At 74.0% G+C, this 25,481-nt stretch carries 26 protein-coding genes; 8 read left to right on the top strand and 18 right to left on the bottom strand.

The window, feature by feature from the left end; translation table 11 throughout:
• Nucleotides 1-16: 16 nt before the first annotated feature.
• From cydC to K0V08_RS03450, 4 genes are read right to left on the bottom strand one after another with little or no spacing between them, the layout of a single operon-like run.
• Nucleotides 17-1,684, bottom strand: a complete 1,668-nt coding sequence (gene cydC, locus K0V08_RS03465) for a thiol reductant ABC exporter subunit CydC (RefSeq protein ID WP_079533034.1) — start codon at nt 1,682-1,684, stop codon at nt 17-19.
• Complete coding sequence (gene cydD / locus K0V08_RS03460; protein ID WP_079533031.1) at nt 1,681-3,441, bottom strand: thiol reductant ABC exporter subunit CydD; 1,761 nt, start codon at nt 3,439-3,441, stop codon at nt 1,681-1,683. The genes cydC and cydD overlap by 4 nt, the downstream gene beginning before the upstream one ends.
• A 7-nt stretch (nt 3,442-3,448) precedes the next feature.
• Entirely contained in the window at nt 3,449-4,453 is a 1,005-nt protein-coding gene (gene cydB, locus K0V08_RS03455; RefSeq protein WP_079533028.1) for a cytochrome d ubiquinol oxidase subunit II, read from the bottom strand.
• Nucleotides 4,453-5,865: a cytochrome ubiquinol oxidase subunit I gene (locus K0V08_RS03450; RefSeq protein WP_079533025.1), complete on the bottom strand. Its 1,413-nt coding sequence runs from the start codon at nt 5,863-5,865 to the stop codon at nt 4,453-4,455. The genes cydB and K0V08_RS03450 overlap by 1 nt, the downstream gene beginning before the upstream one ends.
• A gap of 377 nt (nt 5,866-6,242) precedes the next feature.
• Here K0V08_RS03450 and K0V08_RS03445 point away from each other — a divergent pair, with 377 nt between their 5' ends.
• Entirely contained in the window at nt 6,243-6,686 is a 444-nt protein-coding gene (locus tag K0V08_RS03445; protein WP_012038227.1) for a hypothetical protein, read from the top strand.
• 294 nt (nt 6,687-6,980) lie between these two features.
• Here K0V08_RS03445 and K0V08_RS03440 read toward each other — a convergent pair whose 3' ends face one another.
• Entirely contained in the window at nt 6,981-7,514 is a 534-nt protein-coding gene (locus K0V08_RS03440) for a GNAT family N-acetyltransferase (RefSeq protein ID WP_012038226.1), read from the bottom strand.
• Nucleotides 7,515-7,565: 51 nt separating this feature from the next.
• On the opposite strand from K0V08_RS03440, the gene K0V08_RS03435 reads away from it, so the two are divergent.
• Together K0V08_RS03435 and K0V08_RS03430 are read left to right on the top strand one after the other, a co-directional pair.
• Entirely contained in the window at nt 7,566-8,036 is a 471-nt protein-coding gene (locus K0V08_RS03435) for a GNAT family N-acetyltransferase (RefSeq protein ID WP_012038225.1), read from the top strand.
• Nucleotides 8,033-8,878 carry a UbiA family prenyltransferase gene (locus K0V08_RS03430; RefSeq protein WP_079533022.1) on the top strand — a complete coding sequence of 282 codons (846 nt, stop codon included), beginning with the start codon at nt 8,033-8,035 and terminating at the stop codon, nt 8,876-8,878. Before K0V08_RS03435 ends, K0V08_RS03430 begins: the two co-directional genes overlap by 4 nt.
• On the opposite strand, the gene K0V08_RS03425 is transcribed toward K0V08_RS03430, so the two are convergent.
• The 8 genes from K0V08_RS03425 to K0V08_RS03390 form a co-directional block, all read right to left on the bottom strand.
• Nucleotides 8,871-10,061 carry an FAD-dependent oxidoreductase gene (locus tag K0V08_RS03425; RefSeq protein ID WP_079533019.1) on the bottom strand — a complete coding sequence of 397 codons (1,191 nt, stop codon included), beginning with the start codon at nt 10,059-10,061 and terminating at the stop codon, nt 8,871-8,873. The two genes, K0V08_RS03430 and K0V08_RS03425, sit on opposite strands and share 8 nt — an antisense overlap.
• Nucleotides 10,058-10,780, bottom strand: a complete 723-nt coding sequence (locus K0V08_RS03420) for a class I SAM-dependent methyltransferase (protein ID WP_079533016.1) — start codon at nt 10,778-10,780, stop codon at nt 10,058-10,060. The genes K0V08_RS03425 and K0V08_RS03420 overlap by 4 nt, the downstream gene beginning before the upstream one ends.
• The gene (locus tag K0V08_RS03415) at nt 10,780-12,000 is read right to left on the bottom strand and encodes a type III polyketide synthase (protein ID WP_079533757.1); all 1,221 of its coding nucleotides are present in this window, start codon (nt 11,998-12,000) and stop codon (nt 10,780-10,782) included. Before K0V08_RS03415 ends, K0V08_RS03420 begins: the two co-directional genes overlap by 1 nt.
• Complete coding sequence (locus tag K0V08_RS03410; RefSeq protein ID WP_227267283.1) at nt 11,997-12,446, bottom strand: DUF3618 domain-containing protein; 450 nt, start codon at nt 12,444-12,446, stop codon at nt 11,997-11,999. The genes K0V08_RS03415 and K0V08_RS03410 overlap by 4 nt, the downstream gene beginning before the upstream one ends.
• 143 nt (nt 12,447-12,589) lie before the next feature.
• Nucleotides 12,590-13,519, bottom strand: a complete 930-nt coding sequence (locus K0V08_RS03405; protein ID WP_079533014.1) for an ABC transporter substrate-binding protein — start codon at nt 13,517-13,519, stop codon at nt 12,590-12,592.
• 13 nt (nt 13,520-13,532) lie between these two features.
• A complete protein-coding gene (locus K0V08_RS03400; RefSeq protein WP_079533011.1) occupies nt 13,533-14,258 on the bottom strand; it encodes an ABC transporter permease in 726 nt (241 codons plus the stop codon).
• Nucleotides 14,255-14,956, bottom strand: a complete 702-nt coding sequence (locus K0V08_RS03395) for an ABC transporter permease (RefSeq protein WP_012038217.1) — start codon at nt 14,954-14,956, stop codon at nt 14,255-14,257. Before K0V08_RS03395 ends, K0V08_RS03400 begins: the two co-directional genes overlap by 4 nt.
• On the bottom strand, nt 14,953-15,858 hold the full coding sequence (locus K0V08_RS03390; protein WP_012038216.1) for an ABC transporter ATP-binding protein: 906 nt from the start codon (nt 15,856-15,858) through the stop codon (nt 14,953-14,955). Before K0V08_RS03390 ends, K0V08_RS03395 begins: the two co-directional genes overlap by 4 nt.
• Nucleotides 15,859-16,048: 190 nt before the next feature.
• Between K0V08_RS03390 and K0V08_RS03385 the strand changes: the two genes are divergently transcribed.
• Nucleotides 16,049-16,780: an SOS response-associated peptidase gene (locus K0V08_RS03385; protein WP_012038215.1), complete on the top strand. Its 732-nt coding sequence runs from the start codon at nt 16,049-16,051 to the stop codon at nt 16,778-16,780.
• A gap of 38 nt (nt 16,781-16,818) precedes the next feature.
• A complete protein-coding gene (locus K0V08_RS03380) occupies nt 16,819-17,916 on the top strand; it encodes an App1 family protein (RefSeq protein WP_231689052.1) in 1,098 nt (365 codons plus the stop codon).
• 70 nt (nt 17,917-17,986) lie between these two features.
• Here K0V08_RS03380 and K0V08_RS03375 read toward each other — a convergent pair whose 3' ends face one another.
• Nucleotides 17,987-18,856, bottom strand: coding sequence for an aldo/keto reductase (locus tag K0V08_RS03375; RefSeq protein WP_012038213.1), 870 nt, complete (start codon nt 18,854-18,856; stop codon nt 17,987-17,989).
• A 253-nt stretch (nt 18,857-19,109) separates the two neighbouring features.
• On the opposite strand from K0V08_RS03375, the gene K0V08_RS03370 reads away from it, so the two are divergent.
• Together K0V08_RS03370 and pnuC are read left to right on the top strand one after the other, a co-directional pair.
• A complete protein-coding gene (locus tag K0V08_RS03370) occupies nt 19,110-19,433 on the top strand; it encodes a DUF6504 family protein (RefSeq protein ID WP_012038212.1) in 324 nt (107 codons plus the stop codon).
• A 136-nt stretch (nt 19,434-19,569) separates the two neighbouring features.
• The gene (gene pnuC / locus K0V08_RS03365) at nt 19,570-20,268 is read left to right on the top strand and encodes a nicotinamide riboside transporter PnuC (RefSeq protein ID WP_079533009.1); all 699 of its coding nucleotides are present in this window, start codon (nt 19,570-19,572) and stop codon (nt 20,266-20,268) included.
• 18 nt (nt 20,269-20,286) lie between these two features.
• Here pnuC and K0V08_RS03360 read toward each other — a convergent pair whose 3' ends face one another.
• A complete protein-coding gene (locus K0V08_RS03360; protein ID WP_012038210.1) occupies nt 20,287-20,814 on the bottom strand; it encodes a GNAT family N-acetyltransferase in 528 nt (175 codons plus the stop codon).
• Between the two features lie 68 nt (nt 20,815-20,882).
• Here K0V08_RS03360 and K0V08_RS03355 point away from each other — a divergent pair, with 68 nt between their 5' ends.
• Entirely contained in the window at nt 20,883-21,803 is a 921-nt protein-coding gene (locus tag K0V08_RS03355; RefSeq protein ID WP_079533006.1) for a LysR family transcriptional regulator, read from the top strand.
• Between the two features lie 34 nt (nt 21,804-21,837).
• Here K0V08_RS03355 and K0V08_RS03350 read toward each other — a convergent pair whose 3' ends face one another.
• The 3 genes from K0V08_RS03350 to K0V08_RS03340 form a co-directional block, all read right to left on the bottom strand.
• Nucleotides 21,838-23,100 carry an LCP family protein gene (locus K0V08_RS03350; RefSeq protein WP_043560780.1) on the bottom strand — a complete coding sequence of 421 codons (1,263 nt, stop codon included), beginning with the start codon at nt 23,098-23,100 and terminating at the stop codon, nt 21,838-21,840.
• Between the two features lie 108 nt (nt 23,101-23,208).
• A complete protein-coding gene (locus K0V08_RS03345; protein ID WP_079533005.1) occupies nt 23,209-23,958 on the bottom strand; it encodes a dienelactone hydrolase family protein in 750 nt (249 codons plus the stop codon).
• A gap of 101 nt (nt 23,959-24,059) precedes the next feature.
• Entirely contained in the window at nt 24,060-25,427 is a 1,368-nt protein-coding gene (locus tag K0V08_RS03340; protein ID WP_012038206.1) for a glucose-6-phosphate dehydrogenase, read from the bottom strand.
• Nucleotides 25,428-25,481: the final 54 nt, after the last annotated feature.

The following is a 25,481-nucleotide window of genomic DNA, read 5'->3' as shown; positions in this document are numbered from 1 at the left end:
GGGCCCGCCTGCCCGGTCAGGACATGGGCAGCAGCTCGATGGTCCGGTCGACGAGGTCGCCCGGCACCTCGGTGTGCGTGAGCAGGAGCACCCCGCGGCCGCGGTCGCGTGCGGCCGTGAGCACGTCGCGCAGCACGGCACGGGCCTGATCCGCGTCCACGTCGGCCGTCGGCTCGTCGAGCACGAGCACCGGGAAGTCGGCGAGGAGCGCCCGCGCCAGGGCGATCCGCTGCGCCTGGCCGCCCGAGACGAGGCCGCCGCGGTCGCCGACGCGCGCGTCGAGCCCGCCCCGCTCGGCCGTCCACCCGGCGAGGCCCACCCGCGCGAGCACGCCGACCAGCTCGTCGTCCGTCGCGCCATCGCGCGCGAAGAGCAGGTTCTGCCGGATGCTCGCGTCGAAGAGGTGCGGGGCCTGCTCGCACAGGCCGACGATCCGGCGCACGGCGGACGGGGCCATCGTCCGCGCGTCCCGGCCGTCCAGCTCGTAGGCGCCACGCGACTCGAGGAATCGGGCGAGGGCGCCCGCGAGCGACGACTTGCCGGATCCGCTCGGGCCGCGCACGACGACCGTCTCCCCCGGCCGCACCACGAGCGACACGGGAGCGAGGGCGTCGTCGTCGGCTCCCGGCCAGCGCGTGACCAGGTCGCGGACCTCGAGCGTCGTGCCCGCGGGTGACGCGGCGGGGACGGGCTCCGCGTCGGCGTCGTCCGGCTCGCGCGGGATCTCGTCGGGCACGGTCCCCGGCACGACGCCCGCCACGCGCTCCGCGCTCGTGCGCACGCTCCGCCACGCCTGCGCCGCGAGCGGCACGGCCGTCGCCTGCTCCACGAGCGCGAGCGGCACCAGCGCGGCGAGCGCGAGCCAGGCGGGATCCAGCGTCCCGGACGCGAGGCCCGGCACTCCCTGCAGCACGGTCCAGCCGGCGACCGCACCCGTGCCGGCGAGCACGACGCCCGTGGTGACGCCCGCCGCGGCGGCGCTGCGCAGCTCCGCGCGTCGGAGGTCGGACGCGGCCCGATCGATCGCGGTGAGGCGGTCGTCCACCACCCCGAACGCGGTCAGCACGTCGAGACCGCCGACGAGGTCGAGCACGAGGTCCTGCAGCCGGGCGCGCAGCGGCGCGATGCGCGTCTCGGCGCGCCCGGCGAGCGCGGTCGTCGCGCCGATCCCGACGGCGAGCGAGACCGCGAGCACGACGGCGAGCGCGATCCCCGCCGCCGGCAGCACCGCCCCCACGACCGCGACGCTCGCCGCCTGCACGAGCACCGACACCGCCAGCGGCTGCACCACGCGCAGGGGGAGGTCCTGGAGCCGGTCGACGTCGCCCACGAGCCGCGTGAGGAGGTCGCCGCGGCGCGTGTCCCGGAGCCCGGCCGGTGCGAACGGGAGGAGCCGCTCGAAGACGCCCACGCGCAGCGTCGCCAGGGCGCGGAAGGCCGCGTCGTGGCTCGTGATGCGCTCCAGGTAGCGGAACGCGGCGCGCCCGAGCGCGAAGGCGCGGACCCCGACGATCGCCATGCCCAGGAACAGGATCGGCGGCTGCTCGGACGCGCGCGTGATGAGCCAGGCGGAGGTCGCGAGGAGCGCTACCGCTCCGAAGGCGCTCGCGAGCCCCGCGAGGAGCCCGGGCAGAGCGCGCCGCGCGGGCGGCTGCGCGAGCCGGAGGACGTCGCCGCGGTTCACGGCGCCACCTGCGCGCGCCAGGCGGGCTCCGGGGCGATGCGCCCGGGCGTCGCGGCGGCGGGCTCGCGCGTGCCGAGGGCGTGCGGGGTCCCGTCCGCGGCGGATCCCCCGCCCAGCCGCAGCTCGGCGTCGGCCGCCCGCACGAGCGCGCCGCGGTGCGTGACGACCACGACGGCACGGCCCTGGTCGGCGAGCGCGCGGATCCCGTCGGCGAGGCGCGCCTCGGTCGCGGCGTCGAGCGCGGAGCTCGGCTCGTCGAGCAGCACGAGCGGGCAGTCGAGGGCGAGCGCGCGGTGCACGGCGCGCGCGACGGCGACCCGCTGCGCCTGCCCGCCGGACAGCCCCTGCCCGCCGACGCCGAGCGCCAGGTCGGGGTCGATGCCGTCGGCCGCCGCGAGCGCGAGCGCGCGTCGGACGAGCGCGTCGTCGGGATCCGCGACGCCGAGCGCCACGTTGGCGCGGACCGTGCCCGCCATGAGCCCGGGCCGCTGCCCCGCCCAGGCGATCTCGGTCGGGAGCGGCGCGCGCGGCGCGGGGGCGTCGATCTCGCCGACCCAGCCGACGGCGCCCTCTGCGGGCAGCTGGCCGAGGATCGCCTGGAGGAGGGACGACTTGCCCGTGCCGCTCGGCCCGGTCACCGCCGTGACGCGTCCGCGCGGGAAGGTCGCGGAGAGCCCGGCCAGCACGGGACGGTCGCCGCGTGATACGGCCAGGTCGCGGATCACGAGGGCGTCGCCCGCGGCACCCCGCGCAGCCTCGGCCACGGCGCCAGCGGCCGCCCCGGCCCGCGCCGCCCGCCCGGCCCGATCCTCCTCGAGGATCCCGAGCACGTCGTCGGCCGCCGCGACCCCCTCGGCGGCGGCGTGGAACTGCACACCCACCTGCCGGATCGGCAGGAACGCCTCGGGCGCGAGCAGCAGCACGAAGAGCCCCACCTCGAGGTCGAGCTGCCCGCCGATGAGGCGCACCCCCACCGACACCGCCACGAGCGCGACCGACAGCGACGCCGCGAGCTCCAGCACGAAGCCGGACAGGAAGGAGATGCGGAGCACGCGCATGGTCTCCACGCGGTACTCCTCCGTCACCCGTCGGATGCGGGCTGTCTGCCGCCGGGCGCGCCCGAAGACCAGGAGCGTCGACAGCCCGTCGACCACGTCGAGGAAGCCCGACGCCAGCTCCGTGAGGCGCGACCACTGCCGCCGCTGCACCTCCTGCGTCGCCCAGCCGACGAGCACCATGAAGACGGGGATCACGGGCAGCGTCGCGAGGACGGTCACGCCCGTGAGCGGGTCGGCCAGGGAGAGCACCGCCACGACGATCGGCGTCGCGAGGGCGGTGAGGATCAGCTGCGGCACGTAGCGCGCGAAGTACGGGTCGAGCGCGTCGAGTCCCGGGCCCACGATCGTCGCGAGGCGCCCGCGGCTGCGGCCGGCCGTCCAGGCGGGGCCGAGGTCGGCGACGGCCCGGAGCGCGCGTCGCCGCAGCTCGGCGCTGACCCGGGCTGCGCCGCGCGCACCCACCACGTCGAGGAGCCACGCCGAGGCGCCGCGCACGACGGCGGATCCGATGACGAGCGCGAGCACCGGCCCGAGCTCCGACGCGGCCGCGCCGCCGATCGCCCGCACGACGAGCTGGGTGAGCGACCAGCAGAAGGCGACGAGCGCGACGGTCTGCACGACGCCGACCAGGGCTCCCGTGGCGAGCATCGCGCGCGCAGACGCGGAGTGCCGCAGCAGACGCGGATCCAGGGGCTTCACGGCGCGCCTAGTGCGCGGCCTGTGCGATCACGGCGCGCGTGATGCGCCTCCGGAACACCCAGTACGTCCACGCCTGGTAGGCGAGGATCAGCGGCAGCGCGAACCCGGCGGCCCACGTCATGATCGTCAGCGTGTACGGCGACGAGGAGGCGTTCTCGAGCGTCAGCCCGTACGCGGCATCGTTCGACGCCGGCATCACGAACGGGTGCAGAGCCGTGAAGAGGCTGGCCACCGCGAGCGCTATGGTCGCCGCGAGCAGCCCGAACGCCCACCGCTCCCGTCCCCGCACGTTCGCGAGGTACGACCCGACGAGGGCCACGGCCGCGAGCGCGGACACGAGCCCCGACGGCGCCGACCCGTGCGCGAGCGTCGTCCAGACCAGGAAGGTCGCGGCGATCACGATGGTCACGGCGCCGACGCGCATCGAGAGCAGCCGGGCACGCGCCCGGATCGGCCCGTCGGTCTTGAGCGCCGCGAACTGCAGGCCGTTGACGAGGAACAGCGACAGCGTCGTGAGGCCGCCGAGCAGCGCGTACGGGTTCAGCAGGTCGAGCGTGGATCCCGTGTAGTCGTGGTGCCGGTCCATCGGCAGGCCGCGCACCACGTTCGCGAACACGACGCCCCAGAGGAACGACGGAACCACGGATCCGACCACGATCATCGCGTCGAACCACCCGCGCCACCGGTCCGACGCCCCCTGGTGCCGGAACTCGAACGAGACGCCGCGGAGGATGAGCGTGATGAGGATCGCGAGCAGCAGCAGGTAGAAGCCGCTGAACATGGTCGCGTACCACTCGGGGAAGGCCGCGAAGAGCGCGGCGCCCGCGACGATGAGCCAGGTCTCGTTGAGGTCCCACACCGGCCCGATGGTGTTGATGAGCACGCGGCGGTCGGTGTCGTCCTTGGCGAGGAACGGCAGGCTCATGCCCACGCCGAAGTCGAAGCCGTCGAGCACGAAGTAGCCGACGAACAGGAAGGCGATGACGCCGAACCAGATGAGCGTGAGGTCCATCAGTACACGCTCGCTTCCCGCACGACCTCGCCCGTCACCGGGTCCGGCTCCTGCTCGGCCTCGGGCCCCTTCTGGGCGGCCTTCAGGATGAGGCGGAACTCGACCACGGCGAGCGACCCGTAGACGACCGTGAACGCGACGAGCGAGAGGAGCACCTGGATCCCGGTGACGTTCGGCGAGACCGCGGACGAGGTCTGCAGCAGGCTGAAGACGATCCACGGCTGGCGGCCCATCTCCGTGAAGATCCAGCCGACCGTCATCGCGAGCAGCGGCAGCGGGGCGGCCCAGATGGCGACCTTCCACATCCACGGCCTCGTGATGCGGCGGCCCCGGCGCGTGGACCAGAGGCCCGCGACCGCGACGCCGATGGCGGCCATTCCGAAGCCCATCATCCAGCGGAACGCCCAGTAGGTGACCCAGATGGTGGGCGTGTAGTCGCCGGGGCCGTAGCTCGCGACGTACTGCGCCTGCAGGTCGTTGATGCCCTGGACCGTGCCGTCGAGCGTGTGCGTGGAGAGGAAGGACAGCAGGTACGGGATGCGGATGGAGAACAGCTCGCTCGACCCGTCCGGCGTGCCCCAGGTGAACAGCGAGAACGACGCGGCGGCGCCGGACGAGGTGTCGTAGTGCGCCTCGGCGGCGGCCATCTTCATGGGCTGCGTCTGCACCATGGCGAGGCCGAGCTGGTCGCCGGAGAGGATGGTGAGCGCGCCGGACACCACCATGAACCACATGCCGAACTTCATGGCCGGCATCATCGTCTCGAGGTGCTGGTTGCGGGACAGGTGCCAGGCGGCGACCGAGATGATGACGGCGGCCGCGCACATGAAGGCCGCGAAGATCGTGTGCGGGAACGCGGCGAGGGCGACCTTGTTGGTGAGGAGCGCCCAGATGTCGGTGAGCTCGGCTCGTCCCCGGGCCTCGTCGATCCGGTAGCCCACCGGGTTCTGCATGAAGGCGTTGGCCGCGAGGATGAAGTACGCCGACAGGATCGACGCGGCGGACACCACCCAGATCGACGCGAGGTGCAGCCCCTTCGGGAGCTTGTCCCAGCCGAAGATCCAGACGCCGATGAACGACGCCTCGAGGAAGAACGCGAGGAGCCCCTCGAGCGCGAGCGGGGCGCCGAACACGTCGCCCACGAAGCGGGAGTACTCCGACCAGTTCATGCCGAACTGGAACTCCTGCACGATCCCGGTGACCGTGCCCATCGCGAAGTTGATGAGGAAGATCTTCCCGAAGAACCGCGTGAGCCGCAGGTAGTGCTGCTTCCCGGTGCGCACCCACGCCGTCTGGTACAGCGCGCAGACGAACGCCATCCCGATCGTGAGCGGCACGAAGAGGAAGTGGTAGACGGTCGTGAGGCCGAACTGCCAGCGGGAGAGCAGCAGCGGGTCGAGGAGGTCGTTCACTCGGGGCGACCGCTCTGGCGGCGGCCGGGTGCGAGGTCGTCTGCGGGAACGGGGTGCGGTGTCATGGCGACCGGATGCGCTTCCTGTGGATGGCGGATCGTGCGGGGTGAGGCTCCATCGCGACCCCTCGATTCTACGACTTGTAGACGATCGGCGCGAGCCCTGTGCGCGGATCCCGGCCGCGTCGCGTTGGCCGGCCGGCGGCGCGCGCGACACCCGTCGTTCACCCGGCCGGGCGAGGGTCGGACCACGCATCGGATCGGCGTCGACCCGGTGCGCCCACGCGCGGGCCGGCATCGGCTCCGCGCCCGCCGTCGGCATCCGGATCCGGCACCGCACCCACCCGCACCGCGCACGTCGACCGAAGGGCCGCCGCCATGACCTCACCCGCTCCCGCCTCCCCGGCATCCGACCGCACCATCGGATCCACGACGACCGCCGCCGCCGGCGCTCCCGCATCCACCTACGTCGCCCTCCTCGTGGCCGACGGCGCCCACCTCACGGGGCGGGTCGCCGAGGCGGCCGACCTCCTCGGCGACGGCGCGCCCGCGGCGCGCTACGACGCCCGCACCGCGTCCGCCGAGGACGCGCTCGTCGTGGCCCTGGCGCTCGTGGCAGGGGGGCTCGACGTCCGCGACGCCGCCCAGCACGCCGTCGACGGGGATCCGGCGCCCGTCATCCAGGCGCTGCACTCGCTGGCCGGTCGCGGCGGCGTCGAGCCGTACCTCCTCCGCAACGGCCTGACGGTCGACCACTTCCACGCGCTCCGCGACGCCGTGGTCGCCGTCGGCGGACGCGAGCTCGACGAGTCCCAGGACTGACCCGGGCGGTCCCGCCGCCCCTGTCCCCCGACGACGCCCCTCCTTCTGGGGCCATGTCCGCGTGTCCGCATAAAGGGGGACCCGCTAGAGTCGTCCATGAGCGCACGGCCCTTACCCCCCCTTGGGCCGGGTGCTCGCAACCCGACGAGCACGTCCGTCCACCCCCCCCGGATCGGACGGCTCCCGGACCACGGAGATCACCCGTCCCCCGAAGGACCGTGATCGCCGGAGAGGCCCGGCACCCGTGGCGTTCCCGCGCCCCGTGCCGGGCCTCTCGATCGTCCGCCGTGCGGATCAGCGGCCGGCGACCACCCTCTGCCGGGCGGACGCCTCGTCGTCGACGAGCGGCAGGTGCAGGATCGCGAGGTCGAGCGGGCGGCCGAACTTCCAGCCGATCCCGGGCAGCAGCCCCACCTGCCGGAAGCCCAGGCGCTCGTGCAGCCGGATGGATCCCCGGTTGCCGGCCTCGATGTCCGCGAAGACCGCGCGCTTCCCGGCCGATCGTGCGTGCTCCACGACCGCCTCGACGAGCGCCCGGCCGATGCCCTGCCCCTGGAACCCGTCGCGCACGTACACCGAGTCCTCCACCGAGAAGCGGTAGCCGGACATTCGCCGCCAGGGCCCGTAGGTGCCGTAGCCCGCGAAGGCCCCGTCGACCTCGGCGACGAGGATCGGGTCGCCCGCCTCCGTCGTCTCGCGGAACCAGGCCTCGCGCTCGGCGCGGTCGACCGGCTCCTCCGTCCAGAGGGCGGTGCCGGTGAGGATCGCGTGGTTGCGGATCTCCAGCAGGTCGTCGATGTCACGGGGCTCGGCGGGGCGGATCCTCATGCCAGCAGGGTAACGGAGCGGTCGGCGGGCGCCGTGCGGCAGGATCGACGCATGGACCTCACCATCTCGCGGGTCGCGTGGGACGACGACGACGCGACGTCCCTCCGCGCCGCCCAGCGCGCCGAGCTCGACCTCCGCTACTGCGGCGACACGGAGCCGGGCGCGAAGCCGACGGCCGCCGACATGGCCGCATTCCTCGTCGCGCGCGACGCGGACGGGACGCCCGTCGGCTGCGGCGGGATCCGGCCGCTCGGCGACCGCGGCGACGGGACGCCGTGGGCGGAGCTCAAGCGCATGTACGTGGTACCTGCGGTCCGCGGCACGGGCGTCGCGACGGCCGTCCTCCGCGCGCTCGAGGAGACCGCCCGCGAGCTCGGCGTGGTCGACCTGGTGCTGGAGACCGGCCCGGAGCAGCCCGACGCGATGCGCTTCTACGTCCGCGAGGGCTGGACGGAGATCCCCCGGTTCGGCGCCTACGCCGACTCCGAGGGCTCCCGCTGCTACGCGCTGACGCTCGCGTGATCCGCCGGCTCCGGCTCCTCGCCCTGTCCTCGCACCCGGGGCCGACGGCCACCGTCACGGTGCTGGCCACCGTGCTCGCCGTCGCGCTCGGCTACGGACCCGGGCGCGTCGTCGCGGTGGCGCTGGCCGTGCTCCTCGGTCAGCTGTCCATCGGGCTCTCCAACGACTGGATCGACGCCGAGCGCGACCGCAGCGTCGCGCGGGCGGACAAGCCCGTCGCGCGCGGCGAGATCACGGTCGGCCAGGTGCGGGCCGCCGCCCTCGTCACGGCTGCCGCGTGCCTCGTCGCGTCGGCCGCGCTCGGGCCGGCCTTCCTCCTCGCGCACGTCGTGCTCGTGGGCGCGGGCTGGGCCTACAACGCCGGGCTCAAGCGCACCGCGGTGAGCGTCGTGCCGTTCGTCGTGGCCTTCGGGATCCTGCCGACGGTGGTCGCCCTCGGCGCCGCGGATCCCGTGCCCGCGGCCGCGTGGGCGATGGCGACGGGCGCGGTGCTCGGTGTCTCCATCCACTTCACCAACGTGCTGCCCGACCTCGAGGACGACGCCCGCACGGGCGTCCGCGGACTGCCGCACCGGCTGGGGCGCGTGCCGTCGGGCCTCGTCGCCTTCGGGGCGCTCGCGCTCGGGGCGATCGTCGTCGCCGTCGGCCCGGTGCTCGCGGATCCGGCGCACGCGGTCACCCCGCTCGCGGTCGCGGGGCTCGTCGTCACGCTCGGCATCGCCGCGTGGGGTGCCGTGCGCGTCGTCACCCGGCCGCCGGGGCGCCTGCTGTTCCAGCTGATCATGGCGGCGTCGCTGCTGCTCGTCGCCCAGATCGCGCTGAACGCGACCCGCCTCACCTGACCCGCGCGCCCGTGTCCCGGCCCATGGCGTAGACGGAGGCGAGACCGGCCGCGGCGGGCGAGGCGAGCACCGCGCGGAGTCCCGCATCGCGCACGAGGCGGGTGAGCCCCCGGACGGGACGCCCGAGCGCCGTGTTGATCTCCGACTGCACAGCCGCGCGGCGCGCGCTGGAGAGCCGGTCACGCTCCCAGCGGGCGAGGCGCACGGGATCCGGCACTCCGCGGCGCGCGAGGACGGCGTCGACGAGGATCGGCGCGAGGGCGTCCGCGTCGAGCCAGCCGAGGTTCATCCCCTGCCCGCCGATCGGGCTGATCTCGTGGGCCGCGTCGCCGATCAGCACGCCGCGCCCGGCGACCATCCGGCGCGCGAGGCGCCGGCGCACGCCGAAGCCGCTGACCGGATCCAGCTCCGAGGCCGACACGACGTGCCCCGTGCGCTGCCGCACCGCGCGGGCGAGGAGCGACGCCTGATGCCCCTCGTCCTCCCCGGCGCGGAGCCCCACGACGAAGCGCCGCAGGCCGCCCGGCAGCGGGAACGACTCGACGACGCCGTCCGGGTGCAGGGTGACGACGGCGTCGTCGCCGCCGTCGGTGCGGTCGGGCGCGTCGCCCATGAGGAACCGGTCGGGCAGGGGGCGCTCGTCGATGCCGATCCCGAGGAGCCCGCGGACCCGGCCGCGCGTGCCGTCCGCGCCGACGACGAGGGACGCGGTGACCTCGACGGGCGCGCCGTGGGCATCCCGCCCGGTCGCGCGGACGACTCCGTCCGGCATGCCGACGGGATCCGCGTCGAGCCCGGTGAGCGTCACGCCGCGGCGGAGGGCGTCGGGTGCGAGGCCGGCCAGCCGCGCCGCGAGGATCGCCTCCGTGCGCCACTGCGGCAGGGCCGCGACGTACGGGTGCGTGGCCGAGACCCCGGCGAATGAGACCCGCCCGAGCTCCCCGCGGGGACCCATCGCGATGCCCGTCCGGACGAGGACCGCCTCGGCGACCATCTCGTCCGCCACCCCCAGGCGGTCGAACGCGTCGAGGGATGGCGCGTGGATCCCGATCGCGCGCGACAGCAGGGCCGGCGCCGTCCGCGCCTCCCACACCCGCACGTCCAGGCCCGCGTGCGCGAGGAGCGCCGCGAGGTGGATCCCCACGGGCCCGCCGCCCACGACCAGCGCGTCGACGCGGGTCATCGGCCCGGGCGCTCGACGGGGTCCGCGTGGCCCGTGGCCGGGTCGCGGACGACGAGCACGCGGAACGGCACGGCGCCCTCGACCCGCCAGCCGGCGGGCACCCGGAGCGCGAGCTCGACGGGCGTCCAGCTGCGACGGATCGACCGGAGCCCGTCGACGTGCACGAAGGAGCCGCGCGCGACGAGCCGGGAGGCCGGCCCGTAGAGGGCGTAGGCCAGGCGACCGCGCGCGATGTCGCCGTGGATCGCGCGCGGGGCGAGCGCCGCGGAGTCCGCCAGGAGCGCGTCGAACGCGGCGTCGTCGAGGTGGTGGAGCACGTGGTTGCTCGTCACGAGGTCGAAGCGGCGGCCCGCGGCGACGAGGTCCCCGCTCGACGACGCGAGGAACGCGACGTCGGGGTCGCGGGGCCGGGCGCCCGCGAAGGCGGCGGCGCGCGGATCCGGGTCGATCCCCGTCACGCGCAGCCGCAGCCCGTCGCGTCGGGCCCACCGCGCGAGGGCGAGCGGCACGTCGCCGCCTCCGGAGCCGATGTCGAGGAGCGTCGTCTCCCGCTCCGCGGACAGGAGCGGGCGGATCCGGGACCGGTAGACGCCGCGCCATCCTGCGACGACACGGTTGACGATGCCGAACCGCGCGTAGGTGCGGTCGAGCGCGACGGGGTCGCAGTCCGGGTCGTCCATGAGCTCGGTGAGCCCGGTCTCGCGCCGCGAGAGGTCCATCAGGCGGTCCGGCGCGTCATGAGCGCCGTCTCGACGGTGAGGCCGGGGCCGAACGCCATGGCGCACACGCGTCCCGCGCCGGGCCCGCTCACCTGGGCAGGCGCGGAATGCGCGGCGTCCGGCCGGCCGGGCACGTCGGCGGGAGGCGCCCGGTGCAGGATCCGCCGGAGCACGAAGAGCACCGTCGCGCTCGACATGTTGCCGACCTCCGCGAGCGTCGAGCGCGAGGCCTCGAGCTGTGCGGGCGCGAGCCCGAGCCGGCCCTCGACGCGGTCGAGGATGCTGCGGCCGCCCGGGTGGATGGCCCAGTCCTCGATCTCCGCGGGGGCGACGCCCTCGAGGGCCGGGAGCTGCGCCCACAGCGGCGCGAGCGCGCCCGAGATGTGCTCGTCGATGATCCTCGGCACGTAGCTCGACAGGACCATGTCGAAGCCCTGGTCGCCGATGGTCCACGCCATGTCGTCCTCGCCCACGGGCGTGAGGACGGTCTCGAACGCGTCGAGGTCGAGCACGGTGGATCCGGTCGGGGCCGGTCGCGCGGTGACCACGGCGGCCGCCGCGCCGTCCCCGAAGACGGACGACGCCACGATCGTGTCCGCGTCGTCCGACGAGTGCAGGTGCAGCGAGCAGAGCTCGACGCACACGACGAGGACGACCGCGCCAGGGTCGGCGGCGCAGAACTGCGCGGCCATGCGCAGCGCCGGGAACGCGCCGTAGCAGCCCATGAAGCCGAGGTGGAACCGCTGGGTCGACGCGCCGAGGCCGAGACCGCGCACGACCTGGTAGTCGGGTCCGGGCGCGTAGAAGCCCGTGCAGGAGACGGTGACGACGTGCGTCACGTCGGAGGTCTCGATGCCCTCGGCCTCCTCGACCGCCTGGCGCGCTGCCCCGAGCAGCAGCGCGGGGGCCTCGCGGATGTACGCGTCGTTCCGCGCGCCGGTGCCCGGCGTGAGGATCCGCCCGCGCTCCCGGTCGTAGAAGACAGGCTCGGCGTCGTCGTCGTCGACGGATGCGTCGGCGCCCGCCATGCCCGGCGCCGTGCCGAGCTCGCGGATCACCGTGTGCCGCGTGCGGATCCCCGACGCATTGAAGGCCGCGGACACGAGCCGGGTCCCGAGCCGCCCGAGCTCGGGCTGGCTGCCGAAGAGGTCACGCACGCCGTCCTGCGCGAGGACGGTCGGCGGCAGGGCCGTGGCGATCGAGCGGATGGAGGCGATCAGCGTCGGCCGCCGGAGACGACGGCGGCGCCGACCGCGAGCACGACGGCGACGGCGCCCGCGCCGATCGACGCGGCGACGGCCGGGTCCTTCTTCGTGAACGCGCGCGTGCGGCGCGCGACGTCGCGGCCGGTCGTGCGGACGCGCGTCGTGACGTCGTCGCGGATGGCGCGGGCGCGAGCCGAGGCGTCGGCCTTCAGCTCGGAGGCGCGGGCCGGGACGTCGAGCGCCGTCTCGAGCTCGCGGACGGTGCGCGCGAGCTCGTCGCGACCGGCGCGGATGTCCCGCTTCAGCTCCTCGGGGCTGCGCTTGGGGGCGGGCGGGATGTTCGCGCCTTCGCCGTGCGGCGCCGACTCGGCGACCGTCTTGTGCTTCCGGACCTCGCGGGCGACCGTGGTCACCGCGCCGAGGACGCTGACCTCTCCGGTCGGGGACTTCTTCTTGGCCATGCGCGGGCTCCTGCCATCGGGAAAGGTCGTGTGCGGTGGATCCATCATGCTCCGTCGTGCGCACGGGCATCGACGGCGCGAGGGGCCGGCGCTCGCGCGTCGACCCCTCGCGGGTGCCGGGCGTCCCCGCCCGATCGGCGCCTCTAGAAGAGGGCCTTCTCCTTGAGCCAGTCGGCGGCGATCGCCTTCGGCTCGGCCTTCTCGTCGCCCTGGTTGCGGCGGTTCATCTCGGTGAGGTCCTCGGTGGTCAGCGCGGCCGACACCTTGTCGAGGATCGCCGTGACGTCCGGGTTCATCTTCGCGGTGTTCACGAGCGGCACGACGTTCTGCGCCTTGATGAGGTTCTCGGGGTCCTCGAGCGTGACGAACCCGTTGTCGAGGATCGACGGCGTGGTCGAGTAGATGTTCGCCATGTCGACCTGGCCGTCGAGCAGCGCCTTGACGGTGTTGGGGCCGCCCTGGTCCTCGATGGTGACGAGGCTCGCGTCGACGCCGTACGTGCCCGTGAGGCCGGGGATCCCGTACTCGCGCTCGCCCAGCACCGCGCCGCCGCCGACGCGGACCGTCTTGCCCTTGAGGTCGGAGAGGCTCGTGACGCCGTTGGTCTCCGAGTACTCCTTCGTGACGTTGTACGAGTCCTTGTCCTCGGCGGGCGACTCGTCGAGCACCTCGAAGCCGTCCGGCAGCGCGTCGCCGAGAGCGGCGTACACGTCGTCGCTGGAGGTGGCGGTCGAGTCGGCGTCGTACGCGGCGAGCAGGTTGCCCGTGTACTCGGGGATGAGGTCGATGGACCCCTCCTCGAGCGCCTTGAGGTAGACCTCGCGCTCGCCGATCTGCAGGTTGCGCGTGACCTTCACGTCGTTGGCCTCGAGGGCCTGCGCGTAGACCTCGGCGAGGATGACGTTCTCGCCGAACGCGGCCGAACCGACGGAGATGGTGTCGGTGGGGGCGGCCGAGGCCGACTGGCCGCCGGTGGGGTCGGTGGGGTCGCCGGACGCGCAGCCGGCGAGGGCCATCGCGGTGCCGACCGCGACGGTGCCGAGGAGGACCCGGCGGGAGATGCTGAGGGACATTGCTGTGTTCCTTTCAGGAGGTGGTGCTGACCGCCGGCCTCGACGAGGCACGGACGGAGTCGGAGGGGCGGCCCGCCGCGGCGACGACGCCCCGGGGGACGACGAGGCGCTGGACGATCGCGAGCACGCCGTCCACGACCAGCGCGAGGACGGTGACGAGGATGGAGGCGGACACCATGAGCGGGTAGTTGCGCGTGGTGAGGCCGGTGAAGATGTCGGGCCCGAGGCCGCCGAGTCCGAGGTAGGCGCCCAGCGTCACGGTGCTGATGACCTGGAGGGTGGCGGCCCGGAAGCCGCTGATGATGAGCGGCAGGGCGAGCGGGATCTCGACCTTCCCGAGGATCTGCCACTCCGTCATGCCGACGGCGCGAGCGGCGTCGACGGTCGCGCGGTCGACGGCCTGGAGTCCGGCGTAGACGCCGGCGAGCAGCGGCGGGATGCCGAGGATCGCGAAGGTGATCATCGGGCCGGTGAGACCGATGCCGAACACCAGCCCGAAGATCACGAGGACCCCGAGCGTGGGGAGGGCACGGAACCCGCCCGAGAGGGAGACCGCGATGGTGCGACCGCGCCCGGTGTGGCCGATGTAGAGCCCGGCGGGGACCGCGACGAGCGCGGCCAGGAAGATGGCGAGGAACGTATAGGAGATGTGCTCCACCAGCCGGACGCCCGTCCCGGTCGACCCGCTCCAGCGGCTCGCGTCGAAGATGAGGGCGAACGCCTCCGCGAACAGGTTCACGACAGGCCTCCGGTCACGGCGATCGGGGACGCCGCCGTGGAGCTGCGTCGACGCGCACGGGATGACGTCGAGCGCGACCAGGGCATGAGGGCGCGGCCGAGGAGCACGAGGATCAGGTCGAACACCAGGGCGATGACGAGGATGCCGACTACGCCGGTGAAGATCTCGGTGAAGAAGGACCTGCGGTAGCCGCTGAGGATCATGGTGCCCAGGCTCTGCACGCCGATGAGCGAACCGACCGTCACCATGCTCACCGTGCTCACGGAGACCACGCGCAGGCCCGCCAGCAGCACGGGCCCGGCCAGCGGGAGCTCCACGCGCCAGAACCGTGCCCAGCCAGCGTAGCCCATGGCGGTGGCCGACTGCTTCACGTCCCCCGGCACCGAGGCGAGCGCGTCCGTGGTGATGCGGACCATGAGCGCCACGGCGTAGACGGTCAGCGCGATGACGATGTTGCGGGGGTCCAGCAGCGACGTGCCGATGAGCCCGGGCACCACGAGGATCAGCGCGATGGACGGGATCGTGTAGAGCAGCCCGCCCGCCGTGAGCAGGAGGCCACGGGCACGCGTGTAGCGGTTGGCGAGCCAGCCCAGCGGGAGGGACAGGAGCAGCCCGATGACGATGGGCGGCGCGGCCAGCGCGATGTGCGCGACGGCCAGGTCGAGCACCGTCTGGATGTTGGCGATGACCCAGTTCACGCGGGTCCCGCACCCTGCGCCGGAGCACCGGGGGCGTGCGCGGCCCCCGCCTCGGTCGGAGCGGATGCGGATCGGGCGGCGGCGCGGCCCTCGTCGTCGAGCACGCCCACGAGCCGGCCGTCTCGGTCGACGAGCACCTGTCCCGTGCCGGTGTCCTCGACGTGCAGCGCGCGCTTGCCCTTGTCGGCGCCCACGAAGTCGCGGACGAAGTCGTTCGCCGGGTTCGACAGGATCTCCTGCGGCGTGCCCTGCTGGGCGATGCGGCCGCCCTTCTCGAGGATCACGACCTGGTCGCCGAGCAGGAACGCCTCGTCGATGTCGTGCGTCACGAAGACGACGGTCTTGTCGAGCTGGGTGCGCAGGCGGATGAGCTCCTGCTGGAGGTCGTCGCGCACGAGGGGGTCGACGGCGCCGAAGGGCTCGTCCATGAGCAGGATGTTCGGGTCCACCGCGAGGCCGCGGGCGACGCCGACGCGCTGCTGCTGCCCGCCGGAGAGCTGCGACGGGTAGCGGTCCGCCATCGAGCGGTCGAGGCCCACGGTGTCCATGAGCTTCAGCGCGCCCTCGCGGGCCGTGCGCTTGTCCACGCCGGTGAGGCGCGGCACGGTCGCGATGTTGTCGACGACCTTGCGGTGCGGGAGGAGGCCGGAGTTCTGCATCACGTAGCCGATGCTGCGGCGGAGCCTCACGGCGTCCTGGGTGGCGATGTCGGTGCCGTCGATCTCGATGCGGCCCGAGGTGGGCTCGACCATCCGGTTGATCATGCGCATGAGGGTCGTCTTGCCGCAGCCCGAGGATCCGACGAGGACCGTCGTGGTCTGCGAGGGGACGACGAGGCTGAAGTCCTCGATCGCGAGCGTGCCGTCCGGGTACTGCTTGCGGACGTGGTGGAACTCGATCATGGTGGCTCATTCCTCGTATGCGCTACGAATCGACACTTGCCAGGTCCTCCAGCGAACCACGCCGGCGGCGCGGCGACCGCACCGAGCGGTCCGCTGTCGCCACTTCGTAACAAATGGTGCCTGCGCGGATAGCCCACGGATGCCGCGCGCGTGACGGTCGACGGCGGGCGGGTCGGCCAGGATGGAGGGCATGACGCGCATCCTCGCCAGGTCCTCGACCGCCGACGACCTGGTCGGGCTCCTCGACGTGGATCACGCGGGCGAGGCCGTGCCCGCGCCGTCCTGGCGCATCGAGCCGGGCCAGCGCCTGGCGGTCCTGGTCGACACGCTGCCCCGCCGCGCGGAGGGCGACACGGAGGAGCAGGTGCCCGTACGCCGCCTCGAGTCCGCCAGGTGGGGCCTCGTCCCCGCGGGATCGCCCGGCCCGGACCAGGCCCCGTCGCTGGCCGAGGTCCCCGCCGAGCAGCTCGGCTCACGCCCGGAGCTCCTGCAGGCGCTCGTGTCCCGGCGCGCGGCGATCCCGGTGTCCGGCTACTACGAGCACCACGAGACCGACGACGGCCTGCGCACCCCCTACCTCGTCGGCGCGGGCGACGGCATCGTGCTGCTCGCGGCGCTGTACGGGTGGTGGCGGGATCCGGCGCGCGCCGCCGACGACCCGGCCCGCTGGGTGCTGACCTGCGCCGTCCTCACGCGGCCGTCGGCCGGCACCGTGGAGGCGCTCGCGGAGCGCATGCCCGTCGTGCTCTCCCCCGACGTGGTCGAGGCGTGGCTCGACCCCACGGCCGAGGGCTCGCCCGACCTGCTCCGGGCCGTCGCCTCCCAGGCGGAGGACGTGATCGAGCAGCTGGCGATGGACGAGGTCGGACCCGGCATCGACCGGGGCGCGCCCGACACCGCGGAGCTCGCCCGGCCTGTGTGACGACCGGCCGCCTCCCCCGCGTCTGGTTGACTGTGCCCGTGGCCCCCTCCTCGAAGAAGAAGAAGCACGCGACCCGCACGCTCCTCGAGTCACCGGCCGCCGCACCCGTGCTGCACCGGGCGGCGCGCATCGAGGACCGCATCCACGAGATCCGCGAGGGCCGTGCCCGCAAGCGCGGGCTGAAGCCCACCGTCATCCCCTACGCCGGCTACGGATCCGTGCGCTGGGTCCGTGTCCTCTGCCGTGTCCTCCTCACCGACCCGAAGAGCAAGCGCGCGCTGGCCGGCGACAAGGTCGTCCGCGGCTGGCGCAGCTTCACCAGCGTCCCGCTCACCGACGTCGACGTCGTCGTCGAGATCGACGGGACCGAGCACCACGTGCGGGCGGACCGCGGCGGCGTCGTCGACCAGGTCGTCGAGGCGAGCCTGCCGAGCGGCTGGCACACCATCCGCATCCGGGCCCAGGGATCCGAGACCGTCGAGGCGCCCGTCTTCATCGTGGGCGACGACGTGCGCACCGGGATCCTCAGCGACATCGACGACACCGTCATGGTCACCGCGCTCCCCCGGCCGTTCCTCGCCGCGTGGAACACGTTCGTGCTCGACGAGCACGCGCGCACGCCCACCCCCGGCATGGCCGTGCTCTACGAGCGCCTCCGCCTGCAGCACGAGGGCGCACCCGTCCTCTACCTCTCCACGGGGGCGTGGAACGTCGCGCCGACGCTCACCCGGTTCCTGTCCCGGAACCTCTACCCGCCGGGACCGATCCTCCTCACCGACTGGGGCCCCACCGTCGACCGGTGGTTCCGCAGCGGCATTGAGCACAAGCGGAACAACCTGCAGCGCCTCGCGGCCGAGTTCCCGCACGTCAAGTGGATCCTCGCGGGCGACGACGGCCAGCACGACGAGCTGCTCTACGGCGAGTTCGCCGAGCGGCACCCCGACAACGTCGAGGTCGTCCTCATCCGGCAGCTCTCGGCGGGCGAGGCCGTGCTCGCGGGCGGACGGGCGAAGGCGGAGAAGCGCGCGCTCGACAGCTCGATCCCGTGGGTCTACGCGCCGGACGGGGCGAGCCTGCTCGCCCAGCTCGACGACCTCGGCCTCGCCGACGACTCGGGCACGCGGATCGGCACCTGACCCGGACGCCGACCGGCACGACGAAGGGCCCCGCGATCCGCCGCGGGGCCCTTCGTCGTCGTGCGGTGGATCAGACGGCGTCGGTGAGCGCCTGGAACTCGTCGTCGGTGAGCTCGATGCCCGCCGCGGCGATGTTGTCCTCGACGTGGCCGACCGACTTGGTGCCGGGGATCGGCAGCATGACGGGCGAGCGGCGCAGGAGCCAGGCGAGCGCGAGCTGCGAGGCGCGCGCGTCGTGCTGCTTCGCGAGGGCGTCGAGCGGGCCGCCGTCCTTCGCGAGCTCGCCGGTCGCGAGCGGGAACCACGGGATGAAGGCGAGGCCCTCGGCCTCGGCGTAGTCGAGCAGCGGCTCGGCGTCGCGCTTGGCGAGGTTGAAGAGGTTCTGCACGGAGACGATCTCGGCGATCTCGCGGGCGGCCTTCACGTCGTCGACCTGCACCTCGGAGAGCCCGATGTGGCGGATCTTGCCCTCGGACTGCAGGTCCTTGAGCACGCCGATCTGGTCGGCGAGCGGCACGGCAGGGTCGATGCGGTGCAGCTGGTACAGGTCGATGCGCTCGAGGCCCAGGTGGCGCAGGCTCAGCTCGGCCTGCTGGCGCAGGTACTCGGGACGGCCGACGGGCTGCCAGTCGCCGGGGCCGGGGCGCGTGAGCCCGCCCTTGGTCGCGATGACGACGTCGTCGGCGTACGGGTGGAGCGCCTCCTTGAGGAGCTCCTCGGCCACGAACGGTCCGTAGGAGTCGGCGGTGTCGAAGAACGTGACGCCGAGCTCTGCGGCGCGGCGGATGACGCGGACGGCCTCGTGCGGGTCCTCGGGGGCGCCCCAGACGCCCTCGCCGGTCAGCTGCATGGTGCCGTAGCCGAGCCGGACGACGGGCAGGTCGCCGCCGATGGCGAAGGTGCCGGAGGCCCCGGCGGGGCGGGTGGTGGTGTCGGTCATGTGGACCCTCCTCGGGTGTCGATGACGAGGGGGCGTCTGCCGCCCTCGGGACACCGGGGCCAACGCGGCGGGTGGCGGATCCATGCCCGATGCGCGCGATCCGGACCGGACCCTCAGGCTCCGGTCGAGGGTGAGGTGGATCCGCCCGCTCCCCTCGTGGATGTCGGCGGGCGTTCCTACACTCGGATCAGACGTTCGAACATCCGTTCGAACGCGGGAGCGCGGCCGGCGCGAAGGCGAGAGGAGCGGCACCATGCGGATCGACGAGGACGTGGAGGTCGAGCTCTCGGGCGACGGATCGCCGCTGCGGTTCACCTGGCGGGGCGTGGTCTACGGGGTGGTGAGCTCGCCCGAGCGGTGGATCGCGCGGGTCGACTGGTGGCAGCGCACGGGCCGCGCGCCCCGCGGCGCGAGCGCCCACCTGCTGGAGCTGTCGATGTGGCGCGTCGAGGCCGTGCCGCTCACCACGGGCGCGCGCCGGGTCGACGGCTCGTTCGACCTGAGCGTCGACGCGCGCGGCCGCTGGTCGCTCGTCACCGCGTCGGACGAGGAGCTCGACGTGCGCCTGTTCGCCTGATCCCGCCCGCCCCGTCCACCCGGTCCGCACGGGCTGCGGGGAATAGCAGGGGACGCCCGCGCCTTCACCCCATCGGCGCCGCGCACGGCGTCCCGCTCGCTGGCCATCCGGGTCGCGGCGCACGGAGGGATCCCGCATGGCGGCACTCGAGTGGCTGTTCGACGCGCAGCTCCGCATCGGCGACCAGGCCATCCTCTGGCGCGAGATCGTCGGCAACCTCTTCGGCCTCGCCAGCGCGCTCGGCGGCATGCGTCGCAAGGTGTGGGCGTGGCCCGTCGGCATCGTCGGCAACGTGCTCCTCTTCACCGTCTTCCTCGGCGCGGTCTTCGGCACGCCGAACCCCGTCAACCTCCTCGGCCAGGCCGGCCGCCAGGTCATGTTCATCGCCGTGTCGGTCTACGGCTGGTACCGCTGGCAGCAGGCCAGGCACGGAGGCGCGCCCGTCGTGCCGCAGTGGGCGTCCGGTCGCGAGCGGATCCTGCTCGTGGTCGCGCTCGTCGGCGGCACCGCGATCCTGACGCCCGTCTTCCGCGCGCTCGGCTCCTACGAGCCCGTGTGGGCCGACGCCTGGATCTTCGTCGGCTCGCTCCTCGCCACCTACGGCATGGCCAAGGGCTGGGTCGAGTTCTGGCCGGTCTGGGTCGCCGTCGACCTCGTCGGCGTCCCGCTCCTCGTGAGCGCCGGCTACTACGCCTCCGCCTTCATGTACGTCTTCTACGGCGCCTTCACGCTCACGGGCTTCTTCGTGTGGATGCGCGCCCGCGGCACCGACGCGCCCGCGGTCGAGACGGCCTTCCCGGATCCGCGGATCGTCGAGGCGCCCGCCGAGCGCTGAGGCACGGCTCCGGGATCGCTAGGCCCCGGGCGTCCCGCCGAGGTCGTGGCGCATGAACACGCTGGCCCGCGCGTAGGGCATGTGCCCGACCTCCTCGGGCCGCACGTGCCGGAACCCGACGCTCTCGTAGAGGTGGACGGCCGCCGGCAGGTCGACGCTGCTGCCGAGCACGACGGCGCCCGCTCCCCGTCGTCGTGCCTCGTCGAGCGCGGCCAGGAGCAGCCTCCGCCCGGTCCCCCGCCCGCGGACGGACTCGTCGACCGCCATCTTGGCGAGCTCCCACATGCCGTCGCCCTCGGGGATCAGGGCCACGCAGCCGACGACGCGGTCCCCATCGCGGGCGAGGAGCACCGCGCCGCCGCGGTCGACGATCTGGCCGCGGGGGTCCGCCAGCACGCGCTCGTCGTCGGGCTCGAGCGCGAACAGCGTCGTGATCCATGCCTCGTTGAGGGCGCGGAAGGCGTGGGCGTCGGCGTCGCCACCGAGCGGCGAGATCTCGATCGCGGCGGACGGGGACGGGGACGGGCTCTCGGCGTGCGTGGTCATGGATCCAGCTTCCCCGCCGCCGCCAGCCGCGTCCAATATGAAAGACACCGCTCCGATAGCTTTCGTGAATGGATCTCGACCTCCGCCTCGTCCGCTCCTTCCTCGCCGTCGCCGACGAGCGGCACTTCGGCCGGGCCGCCGAGCAGCTCGGCATCGCGCAGCCGGTGCTGTCCCAGCAGGTGCAGCGCCTCGAGCGCCGGCTCGGCGTGACGCTGCTCGTCCGCACCTCCCGGAGCGTCGCCGTCACTCCGGCGGGCGCGGCGCTGCGGGAGCGCGGACGGGCGCTGCTGCGGCAGGCAGAGGCCGGGCTCGACGAGGTGGCGCGCATCGCCCGCGGGGACGCCGGGCGGCTCGAGATCGGCATGGTGCACTCGACCGTCGCGATCCCCGCGGAGCGGACCGGACCCGTGGAGAGCATCCGGCGGTTCCGCGCGCACCACCCGGATGTCGAGGTGCGGGTGCGCGAGGGCCTCACGGCCGACCTGATGGAGTCGCTGGAGCGGGGCGAGCTCGACGTCGCGCTCGTGCGGGACCCGGATCCGACCGACGGCGTCGACCTCGTGGAGCTCCTCACCGAGCCGTTCGCGGCCGTGGTGCCGGTCGCGCATCCGCTGGCCGCCCTGCCCGCGGTGGACGCGGCGCTCCTCGCCGACGAGCCGTTCGTGTTCCCGCCCCGGCGTGCGAGCGACGACGCCTACCGGCGGAACCTCGAGCCCGTCACCGAGCGCGGCCGACTGGTGCGGGTGGTCCAGGAGGGGTCGACCTGGACCATGATCATCCACCTCGTGGGGGCCGGGCTCGGCGTGACGATCGCCCCGCGGAGCGCGACCGTCGGCGCGCCGGACACGGTGCGCGTCCTCCCGCTCCTGGACGCGCACGCGACCTCGACGGTCCACGTCGCGACGCGCGCGGCCGACCCCAACCCCGTCGTGCGGGCGTTCCTCGAGGCGCGCCTGCCCGGAGTCCGGCCCGCGCCCGGCCCGGCCTGACGCTGACGGTCGCCGCGCGAACCGGCGTGCCCGGTCAGCCCTGGCCGTTGGAGCAGGTGCTCTGCGCCGCGGTCTGGCCGGTGATGCTCGGGTCGAGCACCTCGGCCGTCGCGGTGGGCGGCGTCGTCGGGGTCGACCCGTCGGTCGGCGGGGCGGTCGTGGCCGGCGGCGTGGTGGCGCCCTCCGCCGGCACGCTGCCGGACTCGTCGGAGGCCGCCGCCTCGCCGAGCGAGAAGTCGGCGTCGGAGGCGAGCAGGCTCACGAGCTGCGCCGCCGCCGCCTCGTCCGGCTGGACGCGCCCGTTGGCGAGGACCGTGCCCGGGTACTGCAGGAACACGACGTCGTCGAGCGGGATGTCCTTGAAGGTGAGCGCCACCGAAACGAGCGTGTCGAGGTCGGCGAGCGAGGTGGACAGCTGCATGTTGTCGACCACGGCGCGCGCGATGCCGTAGAGCTTGGCGGGGTTCGTCAGGGTGTCGGAGCTCTTGATGGTGCGCACGAGCGCGCTCAGGAACACCTGCTGGTTGCCGATGCGCGAGATGTCGCTGCCGTCGCCCACGCCGTAGCGGGTGCGGAGGAACTGCACGGCCTCCTTGCCCTGGAGCGGGTGGATGCCGGGATCCAGCGAGAGGTCGGTCTTCGGGTCGTAGATGCCGTTGGCCACGCAGACCTCGACGCCGCCGACCGCGTTCGACATCTCGACCACGCCGTTGAACTGCACGACTCCGCCGTACGGGATGTCGAGACCGGTGAGGCCCTCGATCATCCGCACGGTGCACTCGAAGCCGCCGCGCGACAACGACTCGTTGAGCTGGGCGCGGGAGCTGGCGGCGTACTTCGTGCCGTCGGGCCCCTCGCACTCCGGGATGGGCACGAGCATGTCGCGCGGGAAGGAGATGACCGTCGCGCGGCTGCTGTCCTCGCTGATGTGCAGCAGCATCGTGACGTCGTTGAGGGTGGCCGTGCCCACGTCCTTCGCCGCGCCGTAGCCGTCACCCTGGCCGGCGCGGCTGTCGCTCCCGACGATGAGGATGTTCGCGCCGCCGTCGATGCCGCCGAGCGAGGGCGGGAGCGTCTGGCCGCCCGAGATGTCGACGGTGTTGTCGGCGACGGTGCGGGAGAGGTCCACGAAGACGATGGTCAGCAGGGACGCGGCGGCGGCGAACGAGACCGCGGCGACCATGCCGATGCCCCTCATCACGGTGCGTCCCGCGCTCGGGGTGCGCAGGCGGCCATGACGGGCGATGCCGCGGACGCGGGCCCGGTCGGCGCGGGTCCTCTGGGGGGCGTGCTGCATGGGTGGATCTCTCGTCGCCGGGCGGGGAGGGCCGGGCGCGGGCACCCGGATCCTCCACAGGCTAGCCGAGGCCGGTGGAGAGTCCTCTCGGCGCGCGGGCCCGATGCGCTATGCCCCCGTGCGCTCCTCGCCGCGCAGGTGGGCGTCGAGGAACGCGTCGATCCGGCGCCAGGCGTCCGCCGCGGACGCGGGCTCCGGTCCCATCCCCACCGCGCGCAGCACCGGGCGGAGCGGCCGGGGACCCATCTCGGCGTCGTTGAGGAAGGAGTGCCCGGCGGCGGCGTACTCCCGCACGTCGTGGTCGATGCCACGTGCCACGAGCGCGGCCTCGAGACGGTCGGCGGATCCCGCGAGCTGCCGGTCGCGGCCGCCGTAGCTCGCGACGATCGGGCACGCGCCGTCGAGCACCCCGTCGAGGTCCTCCGGGAGCATCCCGTAGTTCACGCTCGATGCGTCGAAGCCGCGGGAGGCCGCCGCGAGGGCGAACCCGCCGCCCATGCAGAAGCCGATGACGCCGACGCGGCCCGTGCAGTCGGCGCGGGCGAGGAGCGCGCGGCGAGCGGACTCGACGTCGACGAACGCCCGGCCCTCCCCCGCCGCGAGCGTGCGGAAGGTCGCGACCAGGCAGCGGCGCGCGCCGCCGGCGGAGAAGAGGTCCGGCATGAGCGCCAGGAAGCCGGCCTCGGCGAGGCGCTCGGCCTGGCGGCGCATGACGTCGGTGACGCCGAAGGCCTCGTGCACCACCACGACCGCGGGCCACGGGCCCTCGCCCTGGGGCACCGCCAGCACGCCGTGCAGCCCGGGCGACGCATCCGGCGAGGCCGCGGGCAGGGGGATCTCGGTGAGGGTCACGGGCATGCCCTCACGCTAGGACGCGGCGAGGGCGCCGCCGCCGGGAGGCGACGACGCCCAGGGAGCCGTCATGCGGGCCCGCCATGCGCGGCGGGAGCACCGGGCGGTCAGCGCCAGGCGGTCGGCCCCGCGGATCCGGCGCGGTACTCGGCCATGGGCACGCGGTCGCCCTTCCAGGCGCGCATGACGGGCGCGACGATGCGCCAGCAGCGCTCGGCCACGTCGCCGCGGACCGAGAGGCGCGGGTCGCCCGCGAGGATGCCGTCGAGCACCTCGCCGTACGGCGTGAGCTCGGGCTCGGCGAACTCCGCGCGGAACGTGGACTGCGTGAGGGTGAAGGGCTCGCCCGTGCCGTCCATGGTGACCTCGAGCGAGATGCCGTCGGGCTTGAGGTCGATGACGAGCCGGTCCGGCCGCGCGGATCCGTGGAGGCCCCGCGGCAGGTGCGCCACGGGCTTGAAGGTGACGACGATGCGCTTGGACGCCTCCTTGAGGGCCTTGCCCGAGCGCAGCCGGAACGGCACGCCCGCCCAGCGCGCGTTGGCGACGCCGAAGGTGACCTCCGCGAGCGTCTCCGTCTCGTTGGCCGGATCCACCCCGTCCTCCTTGGCGTACGCGGGGATGCGGGTGCCGTCGACCGTGGCGCCCGTGTAGCGGGCGCGACGGCTGTACGTGACGGGGTCGTTGTCCCACACCTCGGTGGCGCGGAGGACCGCGGCGATGTTCGAGCGCAGGTCGTCCGGGTCGATGCTCGCGGGCGGCTCCATCGCGAAGACCGCGAGCACCTGCAGCAGGTGGCTCTGGATCATGTCGACCAGCGCGCCCGACTTGTCGTAGTAGGCCGCGCGGCCCTCGAGCGCGAGCGTCTCGTCGTAGACGATCTCGACCTCCTCGATGTCCCTCGCGCTCCACACCGACTCGAAGAAGCGGTTGGCGAAGCGCAGCGACACGAGGTTGAGCACCGTGGAGAGGCCGAGGAAGTGGTCGGTGCGGTGGATGCGGTCCTCCGGCACGAGCTTCTGCAGCTGGCGGTTGAGCTGCGCCGCGCTCCGGCTGTTCGACCCGAACGGCTTCTCGAGCGCGAGCGTGGTGCCCTCCGGCAGGTCGAGCTTCGCCAGCTGCTCGCAGACCTGGATGGAGATGGCCGGCGGCAGCGCGAAGTAGAGCGCGGGCGCGCCCTCGCACGCGGCGAGGATCCGCTTCAGGTCGTCGAGGTCGGTGGGGTCGGCCTGGATGTACTTCGTGGACGAGACGATGCCCGCCGCCCGGCGTCCCGTGGCGTCCACCGAGTCGAACGCGGTCTTGACCGTCTTCGTCCACTCCGACGCCGTGCGCTCGCTCCGGCCGGTGCCGATGAGCTGGATCCGCCGCCCCCGATCGCTCGCCACGAGGCTGCCGAGACCCGGCAGGAGGAGGCGTTCCGTGAGGTCGCCGCTGGCGCCGAGGATGACGAGGGTGGAGGGTTCGCTGGTCATCCTCCGAGACTACGGGTCGCGGCTGCCGGGCAGCCGACCTACACTGGGCGAGTC

It is taken from the genome of Clavibacter michiganensis, from assembly GCF_021216655.1.
Lineage (GTDB): Bacteria > Actinomycetota > Actinomycetes > Actinomycetales > Microbacteriaceae > Clavibacter > Clavibacter michiganensis.
The sequence above is the reverse complement of the archived record's forward strand: the minus strand, read 5'-3'. Positions and strand labels throughout refer to the sequence as shown.